Origin of the sequence: Streptomyces sp. NRRL F-5755, assembly GCF_001279365.1 — a bacterium.
In the GTDB taxonomy this organism is placed as follows: domain Bacteria; phylum Actinomycetota; class Actinomycetes; order Streptomycetales; family Streptomycetaceae; genus Streptomyces; species Streptomyces rimosus.
In genome coordinates, this window is sequence record NZ_LGCW01000003.1 from 33855 (window position 1) to 52029 (window position 18175).

Consider the following 18175-nt stretch of genomic DNA (forward strand, 5'->3'; position numbering starts at 1 on the left):
GCCCGTTTCCGTGGGGCTAATCAATGGCTGTGGCGAATCCTTCGAGGAGGTCGCGCAGTTGGGAGCGGGCGGTGATGCCCAGTTTGGGGAAGCTGCGGTAGAGGTGGGAGCCGACCGTGCGGGGGGAGAGGAAGAGTTTCTCGCCGATCTCGCGGTTGGTGAGCCCGCGGGCGGCGAGACGGACGATGTGTTGTTGTTGCGGGGTGAGTTCGGCGAGCGCGTCGGGGGGTGTGTCCGTGACATCGAGGCCGGCGGCGCGCGCTTCGGTACGGGCGCGTTCGATCCACGGGCGGGCGCCGAGGCGCCGGAAGGTCTCCAGGGCCGCGGTGAGCGGAGCCCGCGCCTCCGCGATGCGCCGACGGCGACGCAGCCACTCGGCGAAGTCCAGCAGGGTCTGCGCGCGTTCGAAGGGCCAGTGCTCCAGTACGGGGTCCGCGAGGGCCGCCCGGAAGTGCGGCTCGGCGTCCTCGGGGTCCGCCAGCAGGCCGCGGGCCTGGCTGATCAGCGCGCGCAGCCGGGGCGAGGCGTTGTCCGCGAGCGCGCGGGCGGACTGTTCGACGATCTGCGCGGCCTCCTCGTGGTGGCCGGTACGTACAGCGGCGGCGGCCAGGTCCGCGAGGGCGGGGTAGGACGCGTGGTAGTGCAGGGGCGCACCGTCCGCCGTGAAGGACATGCGGAGTTGGCCGTACGCACTCTCGTACGCACCTTCCGCAGCCGACGCGGCACCGAGCGCGCGGCGGGCGTAGACGGCGACCGAGCGGCTTTCCAGCGGATCAACCAGGGCGAGCGCGTCCTCGGCCCGGGCGCGCGCTGCCGCCGCATCGCCCTGATAGGCCAGTACGGTGGCGTCCACCGCGGCCGCGCAGGCCACGGCATGGTCGAGGCCGGCGGACCGGCCGACCGCGGTGATACGGGCGCAGCCCTCGCGAACCTGCCCCCAGCGCCCCCGCTCGACATAGGCCCAGGCCACCGCGCCGCCCAGCCCCTCCGGCAGCGGCCCCTGCGACTCCCAGCGGCCGAAGGCCGCGTCGAAGGCGCGGACGGCCTGGGGGGTTTCGTCCAGGAGCCACGCCATGATGCCGACCGTGACGAGCCGTTCCGGGTGGGTTTCCGCATCGGCAGACAACCGGGGGAGGAGGGAGGCGAGGTGGGGACGGTTGCCGAAGGGGTCGGACACGGCCTGTATCCAGGTGCGCAGGCCCAGGTGCGCGGCGTCTTCGGGGAGGCGCCGCAGGATGGCCTGGATACGGTGCCGCTGGGCGTCCTCGCCGGAGTAGAAGCGGACCACGGCGGCGCCGGCCAGGAGGTCCAGAGCGGGGGCAGGGCGGGAGTCGGCCAACTGGTCGGCTGCGTCGGCGAGTCGGGAGAACACGGCCGTGTGGCGTACGGTCAGGGCCGCCAGCCGCCCGGCCTGTACCGCCGCGGCGGTCAGCAGTGACGCGTCATCCGTACGCGCCTGTACCGCGGCGGCCAGTTCCTCGACCCAGGCAGGGTCCCCGGTGAACACGGCCGCCCGAGCGGCTTCGACCAGCAGCCGGGCACCGTCCTCGCGATCCGGCGCCAGCTCCGCGGCGCGCTGAAGCGCCTTGGCCGCCGCCGCGTAACCGCCGCGCCGACGGGCCCGGCCGGCGGTCCGTTCCAGCTCCGCCGCCACGGCCGCGTCCGGGCCCGGACAGGCGGCGGCCCGATGCCAGGCGCGCCGGTCCGGTTCGTCCCGCAGCAGCTCGGCCAGCGTGCGGTGAGCCGCGCGCCGGGCGTCCGAGGGCGCGAAGTGGTACACGGCGGACCGGACCAGCGGGTGGCGGAACCGGACGCTCCGGCCGGCCCGCCGTACCAGCGCGGCCTCTTCGGCGGGCAGCCACACCGCGTCCCCGGCTTCCGGCAGTCCGGCCGGTACGGCGAGCGCGGAATCGACGCTGTCCATCGCGGCCAGAAGCAGCAGGGCTTGTGCGGTGGGGGCGGGGAGGCCGTCCAGGCGGGCGGCGAAGAGGCGTTCCAGGCGGTCGGTGAGCGGGAGCGGGCCCGCGGACGGGAGGGACGCCCCCGCGCCGTGGAGGGTCGCGGCCCTCGTCAGCTCGGCCAGTGCCAGAGGATTGCCGTCGGCCTGGTCGAGGATCTGCGTTCTGGTGCGGTGGGTGGGGCTGTCCGGCTGGAGGTCCAGAAGCTGGTTGGCCGCGGTGTGGTCGAGCGGTCCCAGGGTGAGCGTCGGTATGTGACGGTCGAGTCCCGGTAGGTGGGCGTTACGGGTGGCGGCCAGCACTGTCACCGGATCGTCGCCGTCCAGCCGTCTGGTGGCGAAGGCCAGGGCGTCCAGGGAGGCGCGGTCGCACCACTGCGCGTCGTCCAGCACGACGAGTACGGGCTGCCGGTCGCCCAGGGCGGAGAGCAGGCTCAGGACGGCGACCCCGATCAGCAGGGGATCGGGTGCGCTCGTATGTGCAGGGGTCGCCGCTCCCGCGCCGAAGGCGTCGCGGAGCGCCGCGCGCTGCCGCTCCGGAAGCCGGTCCATTTCGGCGGCCACCGGCCGCAGCAACTGATGCAGCGCGGAGAACGCGAGGCCCGACTCCGATTCGCTCCCCTCGGCGCGCAGTACGTGCGTGCCGTCGGCCGCGGCGCGCCGCGCCACATGGGACAGCAGCGCGCTCTTTCCCATGCCCACGTCGCCGACCAGCATCAGAACCCGCTCGGCCGACGCCGGGTCCACCGTACGCAGGAGGCGCGCCAGCTCGGCGTCCCGGCCGACGACCGGCTCCGTATCGGGTCTCGATTCCGTGGCCGTACCGAGGTCGCCTGCGTGCCCGTCCACGGAGTCTCCAGAAGCTGTGGCTCCTCTTGTCGGAGCCGTTTTCCCTTGCCCGTTCAGGCTACAAGCGGCCGGGACTGCTGCCCGGGCCGCGTACAGGTGCAGTCAGGTGACGGATACCGCGAGCGCCGAGGCCGCTCGTACGGTTCCGGTAAATCCTCCGAATTGCCAGGGACGCACCATGGAACAGATAACACTCGGCGATGTCACCGTCACCCGGGTATGGGAATACTTCGGTCCCGTCGACATGACGCCCGAGACATTCTTTCCGGACAGTCCGAAGGACGTGTGGGAGGACGGCGCCTCCTGGCTGGAGCCGCATTTCCTGGATTCCGGGACACGTATCGTGAACTCGGCCATCCAGACCTGGCTGCTGCGCAGCGAGGGACGGACCATTCTGGTCGACACCGGCGTGGGCAACCACAAGGAGCGCCCGTACGCACCGGTCTGGAGCCATCGGGAGACGGACTTCCTGGCGCATCTCGCCCGGGCCGGTGTCGCGCCCGAGGACGTGGACATCGTGATCAACACGCATCTCCACATCGATCACGTCGGCTGGAACACCTACCTGGACGGACGGAGCTGGGTGCCCACCTTTCCCCGTGCCACCTATCTGATGCCGAAGGACGATTTCGACTTCTGGAATCCCGAGAACGGTCACAAGACGGTGCTCGGCCGCGGTAATCAGAACGTCTTCGAGGACAGCGTGGCCCCGGTGCACCGGGCGGGGCAGACGCTGTTGTGGGAGAACAGCCACCGGATCGACGCGAACCTCCGCCTGGAAGCGGCCCCCGGACACACCCCCGGCTCCTCCGTACTGACCCTCGCCTCCGGGACGGACCGCGCGGTGTTCGTCGGCGACATGCTGCACAACCCCGTGCAAATCCTCGAACCGGACACCAACAGCTGCTTCTGCGAGGACCCGGCGGGCGCCCGCGCCACCCGCCGCAAGGTGCTGGGCCGGGCGGCCGACACCAACGCCCTCGTGATCCCCGCGCACTTCGGCGGCCACGGTGCCGTGGAAGTGGCACGTGAGGGAGAGCAGTTCGCCATCAAGGGCTGGGCGCCCTTCACCCCATACACCGAGCAGCGCTGAAGCCCGCGGAGAGGCACCACTGTGAACCACCACCCCGCCCCCGTCGTCACCACGGCGCAGGGAGCCGTCCGCGGCCTGCGGCGCGGCGACACCGCCGCCTTCCTGAACATTCCCTACGCCGCCCCTCCCCGCGGCGCCGGCCGGTTCGCGCCGCCCCGGCCGCACGAGCCGTGGGACGGCGTACGGGACGCCACCGTGCCGGGGCCCAACGCGCCGCAGTCCGAGCGCGCGCTCGGCAGCGTGGACATGTCCCCGTACTTCGGCACCGGCTGGAGCCGCGGCGAGGACTACCTCACCGTCAACGTCTGGACGCCCGCCGCGCCGGGCGGCGGCCTGCCCGTCATGGTCTTCGTCCACGGCGGCGGATTCGTCGCCGGATCGACGCGGTCCGCGCTGTATGACGGGTCCGCGTTCGCCCGCGACGGCGTCGTCCTCGTCACCCTCAACTACCGGCTCGGCATCGCCGGGTTCCTCGACATCCCCGGCGCGCCCGCCAACCGCGGACTGCTCGATGCCGCCGCGGCCCTGCGCTGGGTGCAGGAGAACATCGCCGCCTTCGGCGGTGACCCGGGCAACGTCACCCTCTTCGGCCAGTCGGCCGGGGCCACCATCGTCGGCGGCCTCCTCGCCATTCCTGAGGCCGCGGGCCTCTTCCGCCGGGCGATCGTCCAGAGCGGCAACGGCCTGGGGGCGTTCACCGGCGAGCAGGCCGCCCGCGTCACCGGGGCGGCGGCCGGGAACCTGGGCATCGCACCCCGTGTCGACGCCTTCGCGGAGGTCTCCGACGAGCGCCTGGTCGAGGCCGCCACCCGGCTCGCGGGCATCGACCTCCGGACCGTGACGCACCGCGACCCGCTGCTCGGGCTCAGCCCCTTCGGCCTCGTCCTCGCCACCCAGCCCGCCGAGGCCGTCGCCACCGGCCCCGGAACCGGCGTCGACCTGCTCATCGGAACCAACACCGAGGAGGCGAACCTCTACCTCGTGCCCGTGGACACGTACGCCACCTCGACCGCCGAGGACGTCGATGCCACGGCGGCCCGCTCGCACCCGGACCCGGCCCGGCTCGTCGCCACCTACCGCAAGACCCGACCCGGGGCGTCGCACGGCGCGCTGCGGTCCGCCGTCATGGGCGACGCGCTGTTCGGCGCGGGCAGTTGGGCCCTGGCCGACGCCCATGCCGCCCACGCCGGGTCCGCCACGTACGCGTACGAATTCGCCTGGCGCTCGCGCGCGCTGGACGGGCAACTGGGCGCCACCCACGCGGTCGAGCTGCCCTTCGTCTTCGACCTCGCGCACCTTTCCCGGCTGCGCGGGCCGAACGCCCTGCTCGGCCCCGACGAGCCGCCCGCGGACCTCGCCGCCCGCATGCACGGGGCATGGGTACGCTTCGCCGCCACCGGTGACCCCGGCTGGACCCCGTACGACACCGAGCGCCGAGCCACGATGCGTATCGACGCCGCATGGTCCCAGGACGACGATCCCCGCGGCCCGGAACGACGGGCATGGGTCAACTTCGAACAAATTTAGGGTCGTTGTGATCGCCCCTCCCGTCTGGTGCGGCTGCGCTGTCAGAGGTAGGTGGTAGAGCTAGACCACATGGGGGCTGTGCGCACCGGCCGGGAAAGCCCGGACGGTGCGCGGGGAGGGGGAGCCATGAGCACTCCGGCGGCGCTGCGGTTGCTGCGCGGTACCGATCTGCTGGACCTGACGTTCGGCTTCGCCGGACTGAAGGTCGAGGAGACCGGCGGGAACAGACGGCTGGTGCGCGCGGACCCGCAGGCGGACGGCTGGATCGCCGTCACCTTCGGGCCGCAGCACACGGCGGAGCAGGCATTCAGCGACGAAGTGCCGGGGGAGTCCCGCGCGCTGCCGGTGGGCTCGCTCATCAGCGGCCGGAGCGTCCTCGTCTTCGACGTGGGCCCGCAGGACGCGGTGCCCTTCTCCGAGGACGGCCTGCTCGACGCCATGCGACGGCTGCCGCTGCGCGTCGTGGACGCCGCGCGCGCACCGGAGACGGCGACGGCCCCGGCGCTCGGACCACCGCCCGCAGCCGGTGAGGACGCCGCGGCCCGGGCCATGACCCTGGTGCGGCTGCTCCGTACGACGGCCGAACTCACCGCCCGCCACGGCCCGGAAACCGCGCTCGCCCTCGCGCGGGCCGCGGGCGTGCCGACCGCTTCCGCCGGGGCCGCGGCGCCGCTCGCCGCGACCGGCCCGCAGGACCCGCTGGCCGACCCCGCCCACCCCCGCACCGGCATCGAACTGCCCTACCGGCTGTATCTGTCCCCCTCCCAGAAAGCCCGCTGGATCCACCGGGACCGGGTCCCCGCACCCGGTCCCGGCACCCGCATCGAGCTCTGGCACACCCGGCTCGACGCCGGTACGGTCCGCGCGGTCTGGAACCGGGAGCGCGGCGGCGACCCCGGCGCCCCGTACGCCTTCCGGCAGGCGCTGGAGCCCGAGGACCGCCGGGACATCGTGGACCTCACCACCGGCGCCGGTCTCCTCAAGCCCGACGGCACGCCGTACGTCCCGGAACCGGTCGCCGTACGGCTGCTGATGCTCTCGACGGCCGGCGGCTGGCTGGACGGTCTCGGCAGCTGGCCGCGGCGGCCCCGCGGCGTCTCGCTCTCCGAATGGCGCCACCGTGCCTCCATGGGCCGCGACCAGTACGTACGGGTGATGCGCGAGGGCTTCCTCTGCCCGTTCGGACACAAGGCGGTGTACGTCCGCGTCACGGAGCGGAAGTTCGACGACACCCGCGGCGCCTACCTGATCCAGCGCGAATTCGTGGTCGTCCGGCAGCCGTTGAAGACGTACGACCCGAACACCCCGCTGCCCGCCGGGACCGACCCCGCGAGCGACCTGGCGAACGTGCTGTTCCCCTTCACCAGCGTACGGCTCGACACCCCGCAGACACCGAACCTCGTCCCGCCCGCCGACCGGCGGAAGTTCTTCCCCGCCACACCCGCCGAGCAGCCCTTCCACTTCAAGGTCACCGCGGTGGACCACGGCGGCACCGCGGTGGAATTCCGTACGCCGCTGCTGTTCCTCGATGAAACCCTGGCCACCGGCGAGGGGCTGGCCGCCGCAGTCGCCGAGTACAACGCGCTGGACCGCAACCCGCCGGACCCGGCGGCCGCGGCCGGTGCCGTCGCGGTGGCGCACCCGCCCGAGGCCAGCGCCGACCTCCTCGGCCAGTCGGTGGCCCTCGCGCCCGTCCTGCGGCCCGACGACACCCGGCTCGACGTGGCCCGGATGGTGTGGGGCATGGCGGCGCCGCCCGCGCTGGCGGACCCGGCGCCGGGCCATCCGGCCGTGTCGAAGAACGCCCCGTTCCTGCCGCAGCTGCGCTGGGCACAGGCCGCCGTGCCCGCCGTGGGCCGGCTCAGCGGCAGGGACGCCACCGTGCCCGTCGCCTACGCGCAGCGATATGCCCTGTCCGGCTTCGACACCGTCGGCGGCCCGGTCCGCAAGGCCAACGCCGGGCAGGTCTTCCTCAGCCTGCTCACCCCCGCCGACCAGCCGCTGCGGATGGACTTCGGCGGGCAGCGGGACCGGTCCGGCGGCCTCACCGCACCCAGCATGATCGTGTCCGGACTGTCCCGGCTGACCGGGCCGGTCTCCGGCGTTCCGGTGGCGGGCGGGCAGGACGCGCTCGACCGCATCGCGAACGGCACCTTCAAGCCCGAGGAGTTCTTCCGCCCGCTGGACGTACTGGACGAGATCGGGCCCAGCCTGCTGGGTGTGGTCCCGCTGGCCCAGGTGATCAAGGGCGTGGAAGGGTTGGGCAAGGCCCTGAAGGTGCCCAACTTCTTCACCGAGACCGTCAGCGCGGTCACCGGCTTCCTCTCCGACCTCGGCCGCGCCCGGCAACTGCTCACCCACGAACTGGACCGCTATCCGCCGGCCGCCCGCCAGGTCGCCGACACGGCGGAGAAGTTCGCCACCGTCGTCGCCGACTTCGTCGCCCAGGGACTCGCCGGGCGCACCGGACCGATCACGATGCGGCAGGTGGACGACGCCTTCAACGCCTTCGCCGCCGCGCTGGCGGATCTGGCCGGCACCCTGCCCGCCGGTACGGACCCGGGCGTACGGACGCTGCTGACCCGCGTACAGCAGCAGATCGCGACCTGGACCCGGGCCGCCGGAGAGGTCGTCGCACTGCGCGACGCCGTACAGGCCGCCGCCAACGGCTTCAAGCTGCCGGAGACCGTCAACGCGCGGCTGGAGTGGAACCCCGACATCCAGCCCGTGCTTCTCGACGGCTCGCCGGTCTTCCTGCCGGACACCGGCGGGCGGCTGTCCCTCGTCGTGGACCTGCGCGGCTCCCTGCGCGGGGACCTGAGCGCCGGCGCCGACATCAGCTGCAGCCTGGAAAACTTCTCCCTCATCCTGGTGCCGAAGTTCAACGCGCTGCGGCTGAGCTTCGAACACATCCGCTTCGTCGCGCGCGCCGGGCGCAAACCCGACATCGACGTCGTCCTCAAGAGCGTCGACTTCATCGGCCCGCTCGCCTTCGTCCAGACGCTGCGCAAGCTGATCCCGGTGGACGGCTTCAGCGACCCGCCCGGCATCCAGGTCACACCGTCCGGCATCGTCGCCCGGTACGGGCTGCCGCTGCCGAACCTGGCCATCGGCGTGTTCAGCCTGGAGAACCTGCGGCTGGACGCCTATCTCGACCTGCCCTTCCTCGGCCGGTCACTGGAGATCGGGTTCGCCTTCTGCAGCCGCCAGGCCCCGTTCCGGCTCACCGTCTCGCTGCTCGGCGGCGGGGGCTTCTTCGGCATCGTGCTGACGCCGAAGCGAGTGGCCGTACTGGAAGCCGCCCTCGAATTCGGCGCGGCCGTCTCGCTCAACTTCGGGGTGGCCGGCGGCAGCCTGTCCGTCATGGCCGGCATCTACTTCCGCCTGGAGCTGGCCACCGGCGAAGCCCGGCTGACCGGCTACTTCCGGGCCCGCGGCGAGGTCGACGTCCTCGGCATCGTCTCCGCCTCCATCGAGATCTACCTCGACCTCACCTTCGAGACCGCGACCGGCACCGTCTACGGGCGCGCCAGAATCTCCGTCAGCGTGCACATCGGCTTCTGGTCGCAGTCGGTCACCATCGAGTGCGAGAAGCGGTTCGTGGGCAGCGGGCCCGCCCCCGCGCCGCTCGGCACGGCGGCCGAGGAGCCGCCGCGGCCACCCGCCTTCGCCGAGATGATGGCGCCCTACACCGATCCGGTCACCGGGGCCCGGCGCGACCCCGTCGCCGAATACTGCACCGCCTTCGCGGAGGTGAGCTGAGCCATGCCCGAGACGATCCGCTGGACCGTACTGCCCGACGGCCAGGCCGCCGACGGCACGCTCCGGCTGACCGTGCTGGTCAGCCCCCGCCTCACCGGCGGCACCCGGCTGGACGCCTTCGACGGCTTCCGGGACTGGCCGGACACCCTGCGCAGGTACGCGCCCGCGCTCCGGATCGAGTTCCTGGCACCCGACGCCACCGGACCCGGAGTCCTCGTCCCCACCACGGCCAGGACCGGGCGCTTCCCGCCGGCCGACAGCGTGCTGTGGGGCGAACTGTTCAAAGGCGACACGGTGGTCCGTGCGCCCGCCGGTGCCTTCGCCGCCGCGGCCGAACGGCCCCCGACGCTGCGCTCGTACCCCGCCGGGGCGGTCCGCGATCAGGTCACGGCGCTGTACGAGGCGGCGGTCAGCGCCACCGCGGCCCGCCGGGCGGAACCCCCGTCGGGCGGCGGCGCGGAGAACGGCGCGGCACTGACGGCCGGGCAGACCTCGGTCCCGGCCGCCAGTTGGGACCACCCCGAGAGCCGCGATCTCCGCGGCGTGCTGACCACCGCCATCCGGACCTTCGCGGGCCGGGTCGGCGCCGGCTATCCGCGCCTCGACGAACTCCTCGCCCGCCCGGCACGCAGCCGGCCCGGCGCCGCCGCGGACCCGAACCCGTACCGCCCCCGGCACATGAACCGCGCCGCGCGCGAGTACGCGGAGGACGGCGCGCTGCTCGGACTCGCCGAGATGTACCGGTTCTACGACCGCACGCCGCGATCTGCGGCGTCCGGAGCCGATACGGGCCAGGCAGCAGCCGAAGCCGAACCGCCGCCCGCGAAACCGGACTTCGACTTCCACACCGCGTGCGCCCTGCTCGCCGACTACCCGGAACTCCTGCGCCGCTTCGGCCTCGCCCTGGACCTGGTGGCCACCCCGCCGGCCGGGCTCGCCGACGGGTGGCAGGCCCGGGTGACCTTCACCGCCGCCCAGGGGCAGCTGAACACCGACGAGTCGCTGCGGCCCTGGACGGCGCTGCGCCACGTACCGGGCCGGCGCTTCGAACCGTACGCCGCCGACGACGGATTCCACGGCCACCGGATGCTCAAGCTGGGCGCCGACACCGTGCACGTCACGGACCTGGACCTGGACGGCGCCGCGATGAAATGCGTGGAGTTCTCCCGCGTCCTCGACCAGTACCTGAGCGGCACGAACGAGCCGGGCACGGCCGCCGCCGCGGATCCCACCGCCCTCCCCGCCCTGCACGGCGCGGGCCTGACCGTCGTCCACGACGACCGCGACCGGGCCCTGGCCGACCAGATGGAGGCCGACGCCCGGCACACGGCGGGCGTCGGCCCCGACAGCAAGCCCGTCGCCGCCGCGGTCCTGGATGCCGCGCACCTCGTCCGCGGCCTGCGCGTCGATGTCGGCCCGGCGGACGAGCGGACCGGGCGCGTCGCCGCCTGGTACCCGCTGTGCGCCCGTACGGGGGAGTACGCGATCAGGCGGCCCGGAGCGCCCGCCGTGCCGATCGGCGCCGCACCCGACGAAGGCCACGTCAAGGCGTCCGCCGTCACCCGGGACCGCGCCGACGACCAGCAGCTCTACGTCCACCAGGCGCTCTTCGGCTGGCACGGCTGGAGCCTCGCCGCGCCACCGCCCGGCCGGACCCTGGGCCCCGGCGACCGGCCGCAGGTGCCCCATCCCGAGATCTCCGACCGCTTCCCGCTCGCCGCCGCGTTCCGGCCGACCCCCGGCACCCTGCCCGCCCTGCGCTACGGCCGCACCTACCGGCTGCGCGCCCGCCTGGTCGACCTCGCCGGCAACAGCCTCGCCCCCGAGGCCCCCTCCGTGGAAGGCACCGCCACCGAGCCCGTCACCTACGGCCGCTGGGAACCCGTACCACCGCCCGTCATCGTGCCGAGGTGGCCGTTCCTGGAAGGCGAGTCGGAACCGCATCTGGTCATCCGCAGCACCATCGACGCGTCCGGACGGCCGCTGTCGCCCGGTGAGTGGGCCGCCCTGCGCAACGGACAGGTCCCCGACCACGAGCAGGTGTCGCCCGCCGACGGACTCGACCGCCGCTACCGCGCCTTCGACGAACGCCACCTGAGCCCGCCCAAGAGCTCGCTCCAGATGGCCGAACAGCACGGTGTGTACGACGCGGTCTTCGGCCCCGGCAAGCCGGACGCGCTGCGCCGCCAGTACTTCGCCGCGGCGTCCCGCGAGTCCGGCAGCTACCTCGACACGGTCGTCAGCCTCCCGGAGGACCCGCGCGTCATCCGCGACCTCAAGGCCGCCGGGGAGATCCACGTCGCCAAGCACAGCCCGCACGACATGTCCCCGCTGACCGAGCTGCCCGTGCCACGCGGCAGCGGCCTGCACACCGGCGAGTACGTCGTCCACGACGCCCCGCAACTGCTGCTGCCGTACCTGCCCGACGTGCCCGCACGCGGCATCGCCCTGCGCGGCCTGCCGGGCACGGGCACGGGGACGGACGCGGGACCCCACCGCACGTACGACTTCACCGGCACCTGGCCCCAGGCGAGGCCGCTGCGGCTGCGGATCGTGGAAGGGGACCGCCCGCCGGACCCGCCGACGGGCGGCGTCCTGACCGTGTACGTCCCCAAGGCGGAGGTGGTGACCGTCCGTCTGAGCTGCCGGATCGCCGAAGAGGACCTCCGGCTGTTCCGCGTCTGGCAGCTGCTCACCGCCTCGCCCCTGTGGAACGACCCGCTGCGCCTGACCCCGGACAAGCGGCGCGAACTGACAGTGGCGTCGGCGGCCGGCGAGAACTGGATGATCACGCCGTGGACGGAACTCACCCTCGTCCACGCCGTCGAGAAGCCGCTGGCGCCGCCGTCCCTGGCGGACCTGCGGTTCAGCCGTACGGCGGGGGAGACCTCCGCGCTCGTCGCGGGCGTGCTCTCCCTGCACGCCAGGAGCACCGGCCGGATCGACCTCGACGCGACCTGGCAGGAGTGGCTCGACGACGTCAAGGAGCCCGCGCCCCGGCGGGTGACCGGGTACGACCACGTGGGCGACCTCACGCCCGGCCCCCGCAGCGACACCTTCACCTTCAGCGGCGTACGGCACGAGTTCCGCGACACCCGCCACCGCAACGTCACCTACACACCGACCGCCACCACCCGCTTCCGCGAGTACTTCCACCCGGCGATCACCGACCGGCCCGAACTGATCACCAGCCGGGGGCCCGCCGCCTCCGGGCCCACCGGGCGGGGCTGGGCGGTCCCGGCCACCCGGCGCCCGGAGCCGCCCGAAGTGAGCCATATCGTCCCCACCTTCACCTGGGAACACGCCGTGGACACCGACGCGCACCGGGTGACCCGCACCCGCCGCGCCGCGGGCATCCGCGTATACCTCCGCCGCCCGTGGTTCAGCTCCGGTGACGACGAACTCCTCGCCGTCGTCCTCGACCCGGGCAGCCGCCTCCCGGCCGAACTCGTCACCCGCTGCGGCATCGATCCCGTATGGGCCGACGACTCCGTCCTGCCGCGGCTGCGCCCCGCCAACATCCCGAACGCGGCCGGGACCGCCACCGGCCGGACCCTGGCCGAAACCGTCGGCGGCACACCCGCCACGGTCTCGGTCGCCACCTTCGCCCCCGTCTTCGACGCACAGCTGGGCCTGTGGTCCTGCGACATCGACGTGAACCTCGGCGACCTCGCCGACAGCCCCGCGTACTCCCCCTTCCTGCGGCCCGCCCTCGCCCGCTACCAGCCGTACGCCGTCGACCCGCTCCACCTGTCGAAGGTGGTCACCGGGGAATGCGTCCAGCTGATGCCCGACCGCACGGTCACCGCGGCGATGACGGCGGACGGCCGGATCCACATCGAGCTGAGCGGCCCGGCGGCGGCCAACGACGTCGGCGAGTTCACCGGGCCGGGACACGACGGCGCCGCCGCGAGCCGCCGCGTCGTCGCCACCGTGCAGCAGCGGCCCCGCACCGCCGGCGACCTCGAATGGACGCCGACCGACGCCACCGCCGAACTCACCTGTACACCCCGCGGCACCGGTTTCGTCTGGACCGGCGACCTGACCCCGCCCCCGGGCCGCTTCCCGTCCCCCGCCCGCCACCGCCTCCTGATCGAGGAGTCCGAGACCTGCTTCACCGACCGCACCACGGCCACCGCCACGGTCACCGCGGGCGGCGTCACCCGCCCGGTGTCCCGGCGGCTCGTCCACGCGGACTTCTTCGCGCTGACGACGACGGTGTTCGGGAAGGTCGTACTGGAGGAATGAGGAGGCGGGGCTGCGCCGCCCGCCTCCTCGTCTCCCGGTCGGTGGTCGTCCGCGCAACCGTCTCACCTGGGCCTTTACCCGAGAGGCACGGCCGGAGGAAAAAGTCCGTACTCCCGGAGTGTGAGCCGCGCATGCCTGGACACAAGAGCGTCAGTGCTTCGGAACCGCAGGCACCCCGTCACAGAGGGGCCAGTCTGCCGTGTTCCGGCGAGTGGCCACTCGTAAGCCTGCGGACCACCCACCAGCGTCTAAGGAGAGCCGGCGATGGCCACCACCACGATCGCGCGCCACCACGGGCGCCGTGCCGACGACCCCGACACCACCGAAGAGATGCGGCTGCTGATCACGCTGCCGGACGGGCCCAAGAAGGAGCGGCTCCGGCAGCGGGTGATCACCGCCTGGCTGCCGCTGGCGCACCGGCAGGCGGTCCGGCTGCGGGAGCGCGGGGAGCAGCTCGACGACCTCAAGCAGGTCGCCGCGCTCGGCCTGGTCAAGGCGGTCGACCGATTCGATCCCGAGCGTGCCGACGCCTTCGAGCAGTTCGCCATCCCCACCATCACCGGCGAACTCAAGCGGCACTTCCGCGACCACACCTGGGACGTGCATGTGCCCCGGCGCACCCAGGAGCTGCGCAACAAGGTCCGCAAGGCCGTGCGCGAGCTGAGCACGACCCTGGACGGGCGCTCGCCGACCGTGGCGCAGATCGCCCGGCACGCCCGGCTGACCGAGGAGGAGGCCGTCCTCGGGCTGGAGGCCCTGGAGACCTACCGGACGCTGTCGCTGGACGTGGCCCTGGACCGCAGCGGCGACAACGACGACTACACCCTCAAGGACACCCTCGGCTCGGCCGACGGCCGCTTCGGGCTCATAGAGGACCGCGAAGCCGTCAAGCCCGCCCTGGCCCGGCTGCCCGAACGGGAACGCCGCATCCTGTACCTGCGGTTCTTCAAGGACATGACGCAGAGCGCCATAGCCGCCGAGCTGGGCCTGTCCCAGATGCACGTCTCGCGCCTGATCAGCCGGGCCCTGGCCCGGGTGCGCGCCGAGGTCACCCGGAAGGCGGACGAGGGGCACCGGGCCGCCGCGTGACGGCGCTCCCGAGGGGCGGGCACCGTATCGCGGAACCGGAATCCGTGGGACAACTGGGATAACTCAGCGCGCTCCGCCTGCCCCCGGGCGCCGCCGGCCCGTCCGGCCCCGGCGGCGCCCTCCCCGGTGTCCCCTCCCCGCTCACCGCCGAGTCCCCGCACCCCTGCGCCCCGCCGACGCAGGAGCCTGACGCGGACACCGCTCACCTCGCCCACCAAGACGGCCAATTCCGCTCAGCGGCAACGGAATTCCCGGCGGAAACTCCTGTACGCACGGGCGAATGTCGCGTTTTCGAGGTGGACCCTTACACCCGCGTCGGTAGAGTGCTCCATGCGCGAATCACAGCTTGCCGTCTACAGGAACGGAGAGCGGAATGGTCGCCGGTGTCATAGCGCAGAAATCGGACCAGTGGTTCAACCTGGCGGACGTCAACGGTAATGGCTACATCGAGGAGGACGACCTCCGGCAACTGGCCGAACGGACGCTGACGCACTTCGGTTACAGCAAGGAGAGCCCCAAGTGGGCGCGCCTGCACGAGGCGTATGCCAAAGCCTGGCAGATCATGTATGAATTGACCGACACGGACAAGGACAACAGGATTTCGCGGACCGAGTTCCAGGGTTACATGGACCGCAACGCGAAGCCGTCCACGGCCGACGGTCTGCTCCGTCCGATCACGGACGCGGAGTTCGACGTGGCGGACAGGGACGACGACGGGTACCTGTCCCCGGACGAGTACGCCGAACTGCTGCGTGCGTTCGGTCTGTCGACCCGCGACGCCCGGACCGGCGCCCGCAGCATCGACACCGACAGCGACGGTCGCATCAGCCGCGAGGAGTATTTCGTGGCCTGTCGTGACCTCTACTCCAGGGAAGCCGCGGACGACCGCAGCAGCCAGGTGTTCGGGCCGCTGACCCGTACCTGAAATCCTGGCGGAGACGAACAGCGGAATTCGCGGTCGGCACGCGGAATCCGGGCGGAGACCGGGCTGGGCCCGGCCTCCGCTTTCCGTCTGCTCACCAGGTGACCGGCAGCTCCTCGATCCGCCGGATGATCAGGTCGGCGCGCCATGGCAGCTCCTCGTCCGGCGCGGCCAGCCGCAGGCCGGGGTGGCCGAGCAGGGCGGCCACGGCCACCTTCACCAGCATCCGCACCAGCGGCGGCCCCATGCAGTGGTGGGTGCCGTGGCCGAAGGACAGGTGCGGGTTGCCGCCGCGGTGGAAGTCCAGCCGCTCCGGCTCGGCGAACATCCGCGGGTCGTGGTTGCCGGCCGGCAGCGCGGGCAGCACCTGCTCACCGGCCCGTACGAGGGTGCCGCCGACCTCCACGTCCTCGGTGGCGTACCGGGCGAAGGTGACGTGCGAGGGGAACGGCGCGTAGCGCAGCAGCTCGTCGGCCGCCCGCGGCAGCAGGTCCGGGTCGGCCGCCAGCTCCCGGAAGTGGGCGGGGGAGGAGAGCAGCACGTAACAGGCGTTGGTGAGCTGGGTGGTGACGTTGTCGACGGCGAGCAGAATGTCGTTGACCAGCTCGCCCAGCTCCTCCATCGACAGCCCGTCGTCCTGGCCCAGCCGGGCCACCAGGCGGCTGACCAGGTCCTCCCGCGGCCGCTGCCGGCGGTCGGCGATGAGCCGGGCCGTGTAGCGGGAGATCTCCTCGATACGGGACTCCACCACGTCGGCGGGCAGGCCGGTGCCCGCGAACCCCTCGAACCAGTCGAGGAAGACCGCCAGGTCCTCTTCGGGGATGCCGATCAGCGGACACAGGATGGCCACGGTGAGCGGCTTGGTGTACGCGGCGGCCAGGTCGGCCGGGGGCGGCTCGGCCGTACAGCGGGCCAGCAGCCGCCGCGCCTCCCCGGTGGCCAGTTCCTCCAGGTCACGGATGTGCTCGGCGTTGAACTTGAGGCCCTGGGCGAGGGCCTTGCGCAGGCGGGGCTGCTGGGGCGGATCGGTGTTCAGGATGCTGTCCTGCAGCGGCAGCGGGGTCAGCCGCGCCTCGTCGCTGCCCGGCGGGGGCGTGCGGACGAACCGCCGGTCCCGCAGGACGAAGCGGATGTCCGCGTAGCGCGTCACCAGCCAGGCGTGGTCACCGTACGGCGGCCGGATCCACGTCAGGCCGGGGCGGCTGCGGCAGTCCTCGTATTCCGGATCGACGGTGAGCCCGGACGGCTCGGAAAAAGGGTAATCGATGGGTTCGGGGTGTGTGTCCACGGAATCTCCAGTACGGAAGTAGGAGCCCTGCCCGCGATCGTCTTTCCCCGGTGCCGGTGCCCCGGGTGTGCGGTGCTTTCCGTGCCTGCGGCGCGTCCGGGTGCCACCCGGCGCGGCAACTCACCGGAAAGACGTTAGTGCCGCCGTGCCGCCGAGGGGCGACCCCTATTGGTCATTTCCCGGGCCGTACGCGGAAGGTGGCCGATTCTGCCGGAGCGCGAGGTGCGGAACGGAACGCGCGAGGTGTCGAAGGGGATGGTGGGATGCAATCGAATTGCCCCGCCGGGTACGTCGGCGGCGGCCCGCCCGGAGCGTTCCGGCCGGGTGCCGACGGGTGGCCAAAACCGTTGCTTGACGCCCGCCCGGCCCTCGGCAACTCTTGCAGCCGGATGCCGGACCTCCAGGAGCGCTCCCGGCATCGCGTTGTTTTCGTACCGCCGGACTTCCGGCGCCGCGGGGTGGCACCGCATTGCCCGCGCGGCTGCCCGTACTTGCATTTTCGCGTGCCGGCAGCGGGAAGAGGGAGGAGGGCAGCGGCAGGCGGTCCCGGCCGGTCCGTAATTCGGTACAGATCACGACGGAGGGTATTTCCGCATGTCCGCCGAACCGAGTTGGACCGGGGCCTTTTCCCACCAGGAGATCGAGCGCACCTACGCCATGCTCACCGTCCTCGAAGAGGACGCCGCCGGGCCCGACCGGCATTTCGGCCTGTGGACCGGCGCCGACGACCCGGCGACCGTCGAGGAGGCCACCGAGCGGCTGACCGCCCTGGTGCTCTCCCAGCTCGACGCCGCCCCGGGCAGCCGCGTCCTGGACGTGGGCTGCGGCAACGGCCGACCCGCCGTCCGCCTCGCCGAGACCTCGGGCGCGAGCGTCGTCGGCATCGACATCGACGACCGGGCCCTGGCCGCCGCGTCCGCCTACGCCCGGCAGCTCGGGCTCGGCCACGCGGTGCGCTTCCAGCACGCCGACGCGCTGCGGCCGCCGTTCGAGGACGGCTCCTTCGACGCGGCGCTGGCCTTCGAGAGCACCCCGCACTTCGACGTCGCGGAGCTGTACGGAGCCCTGTCCCGGGTGCTGCGGCCGGGCGGCCGGCTCGTCGTCGAGACCCCGTACGTCCGCGGCCGGATCACCCCGGACCTGCTGGACCGCATCGGCCCCTACCTCAGCCTGCTGAACGCGGTGTCGCTGGACCCGCCGCACACGCACCTGGCGGCGGCCCGCGAGGCCGGGCTGCACATCACCGAACTCCGGGACCTCACCGAGAACGTACGGGGCTCCTTCGGCCGGCTGCTGGCCCGGCTCGAAAAGGTCCGCGCCCGCCTGGCGGACACGCTGGGGGACGAACAGGCCGGCCGCCTCCTCGCGGCCTTCGCCGGCTGGGCCGAGGCGCCCGAGGTCGGCGCCATCCTCATGACCTTCACCAGGACGGAGCACTGA

The 18175-nt window shown here is 72.9% G+C and carries 9 protein-coding genes; 7 read left to right on the forward strand and 2 right to left on the reverse strand.

The annotated features are described in order from the left end of the window. Positions 1 to 16: 16 nt before the first annotated feature. Positions 17 to 2806 (reverse strand): helix-turn-helix transcriptional regulator, encoded by a 2790-nt coding sequence (locus tag ADK86_RS01050; RefSeq protein WP_053694811.1) that lies wholly within the window; start codon positions 2804 to 2806, stop codon positions 17 to 19. 178 nt (positions 2807 to 2984) lie between these two features. Between ADK86_RS01050 and ADK86_RS01055 the strand changes: the two genes are divergently transcribed. The 6 genes from ADK86_RS01055 (at position 2985) to ADK86_RS01080 (ending at position 15450) form a co-directional block, all read left to right on the forward strand. Next, a complete protein-coding gene (locus ADK86_RS01055; protein ID WP_053694812.1) occupies positions 2985 to 3899 on the forward strand; it encodes an MBL fold metallo-hydrolase in 915 nt (304 codons plus the stop codon). A gap of 21 nt (positions 3900 to 3920) precedes the next feature. Continuing rightward, entirely contained in the window at positions 3921 to 5426 is a 1506-nt protein-coding gene (locus ADK86_RS01060) for a carboxylesterase/lipase family protein (protein WP_053694813.1), read from the forward strand. Positions 5427 to 5552: 126 nt separating this feature from the next. Beyond that, entirely contained in the window at positions 5553 to 9188 is a 3636-nt protein-coding gene (locus tag ADK86_RS01065) for a hypothetical protein (RefSeq protein ID WP_053694814.1), read from the forward strand. 3 nt (positions 9189 to 9191) lie between these two features. After that, positions 9192 to 13436, forward strand: a complete 4245-nt coding sequence (locus ADK86_RS01070) for a hypothetical protein (RefSeq protein ID WP_053694815.1) — start codon at positions 9192 to 9194, stop codon at positions 13434 to 13436. A gap of 264 nt (positions 13437 to 13700) precedes the next feature. Then, the gene (locus tag ADK86_RS01075; protein ID WP_053694816.1) at positions 13701 to 14525 is read left to right on the forward strand and encodes a SigB/SigF/SigG family RNA polymerase sigma factor; all 825 of its coding nucleotides are present in this window, start codon (positions 13701 to 13703) and stop codon (positions 14523 to 14525) included. A gap of 373 nt (positions 14526 to 14898) precedes the next feature. Further along, entirely contained in the window at positions 14899 to 15450 is a 552-nt protein-coding gene (locus ADK86_RS01080) for an EF-hand domain-containing protein (RefSeq protein WP_053694817.1), read from the forward strand. A gap of 91 nt (positions 15451 to 15541) precedes the next feature. Here the strand turns inward: ADK86_RS01080 and ADK86_RS01085 are convergent, their stop codons facing one another. Beyond that, positions 15542 to 16735: a cytochrome P450 gene (locus tag ADK86_RS01085; RefSeq protein ID WP_030595153.1), complete on the reverse strand. Its 1194-nt coding sequence runs from the start codon at positions 16733 to 16735 to the stop codon at positions 15542 to 15544. 594 nt (positions 16736 to 17329) lie between these two features. On the opposite strand from ADK86_RS01085, the gene ADK86_RS01090 reads away from it, so the two are divergent. Continuing rightward, the gene (locus ADK86_RS01090) at positions 17330 to 18175 is read left to right on the forward strand and encodes a class I SAM-dependent methyltransferase (RefSeq protein WP_053694818.1); all 846 of its coding nucleotides are present in this window, start codon (positions 17330 to 17332) and stop codon (positions 18173 to 18175) included.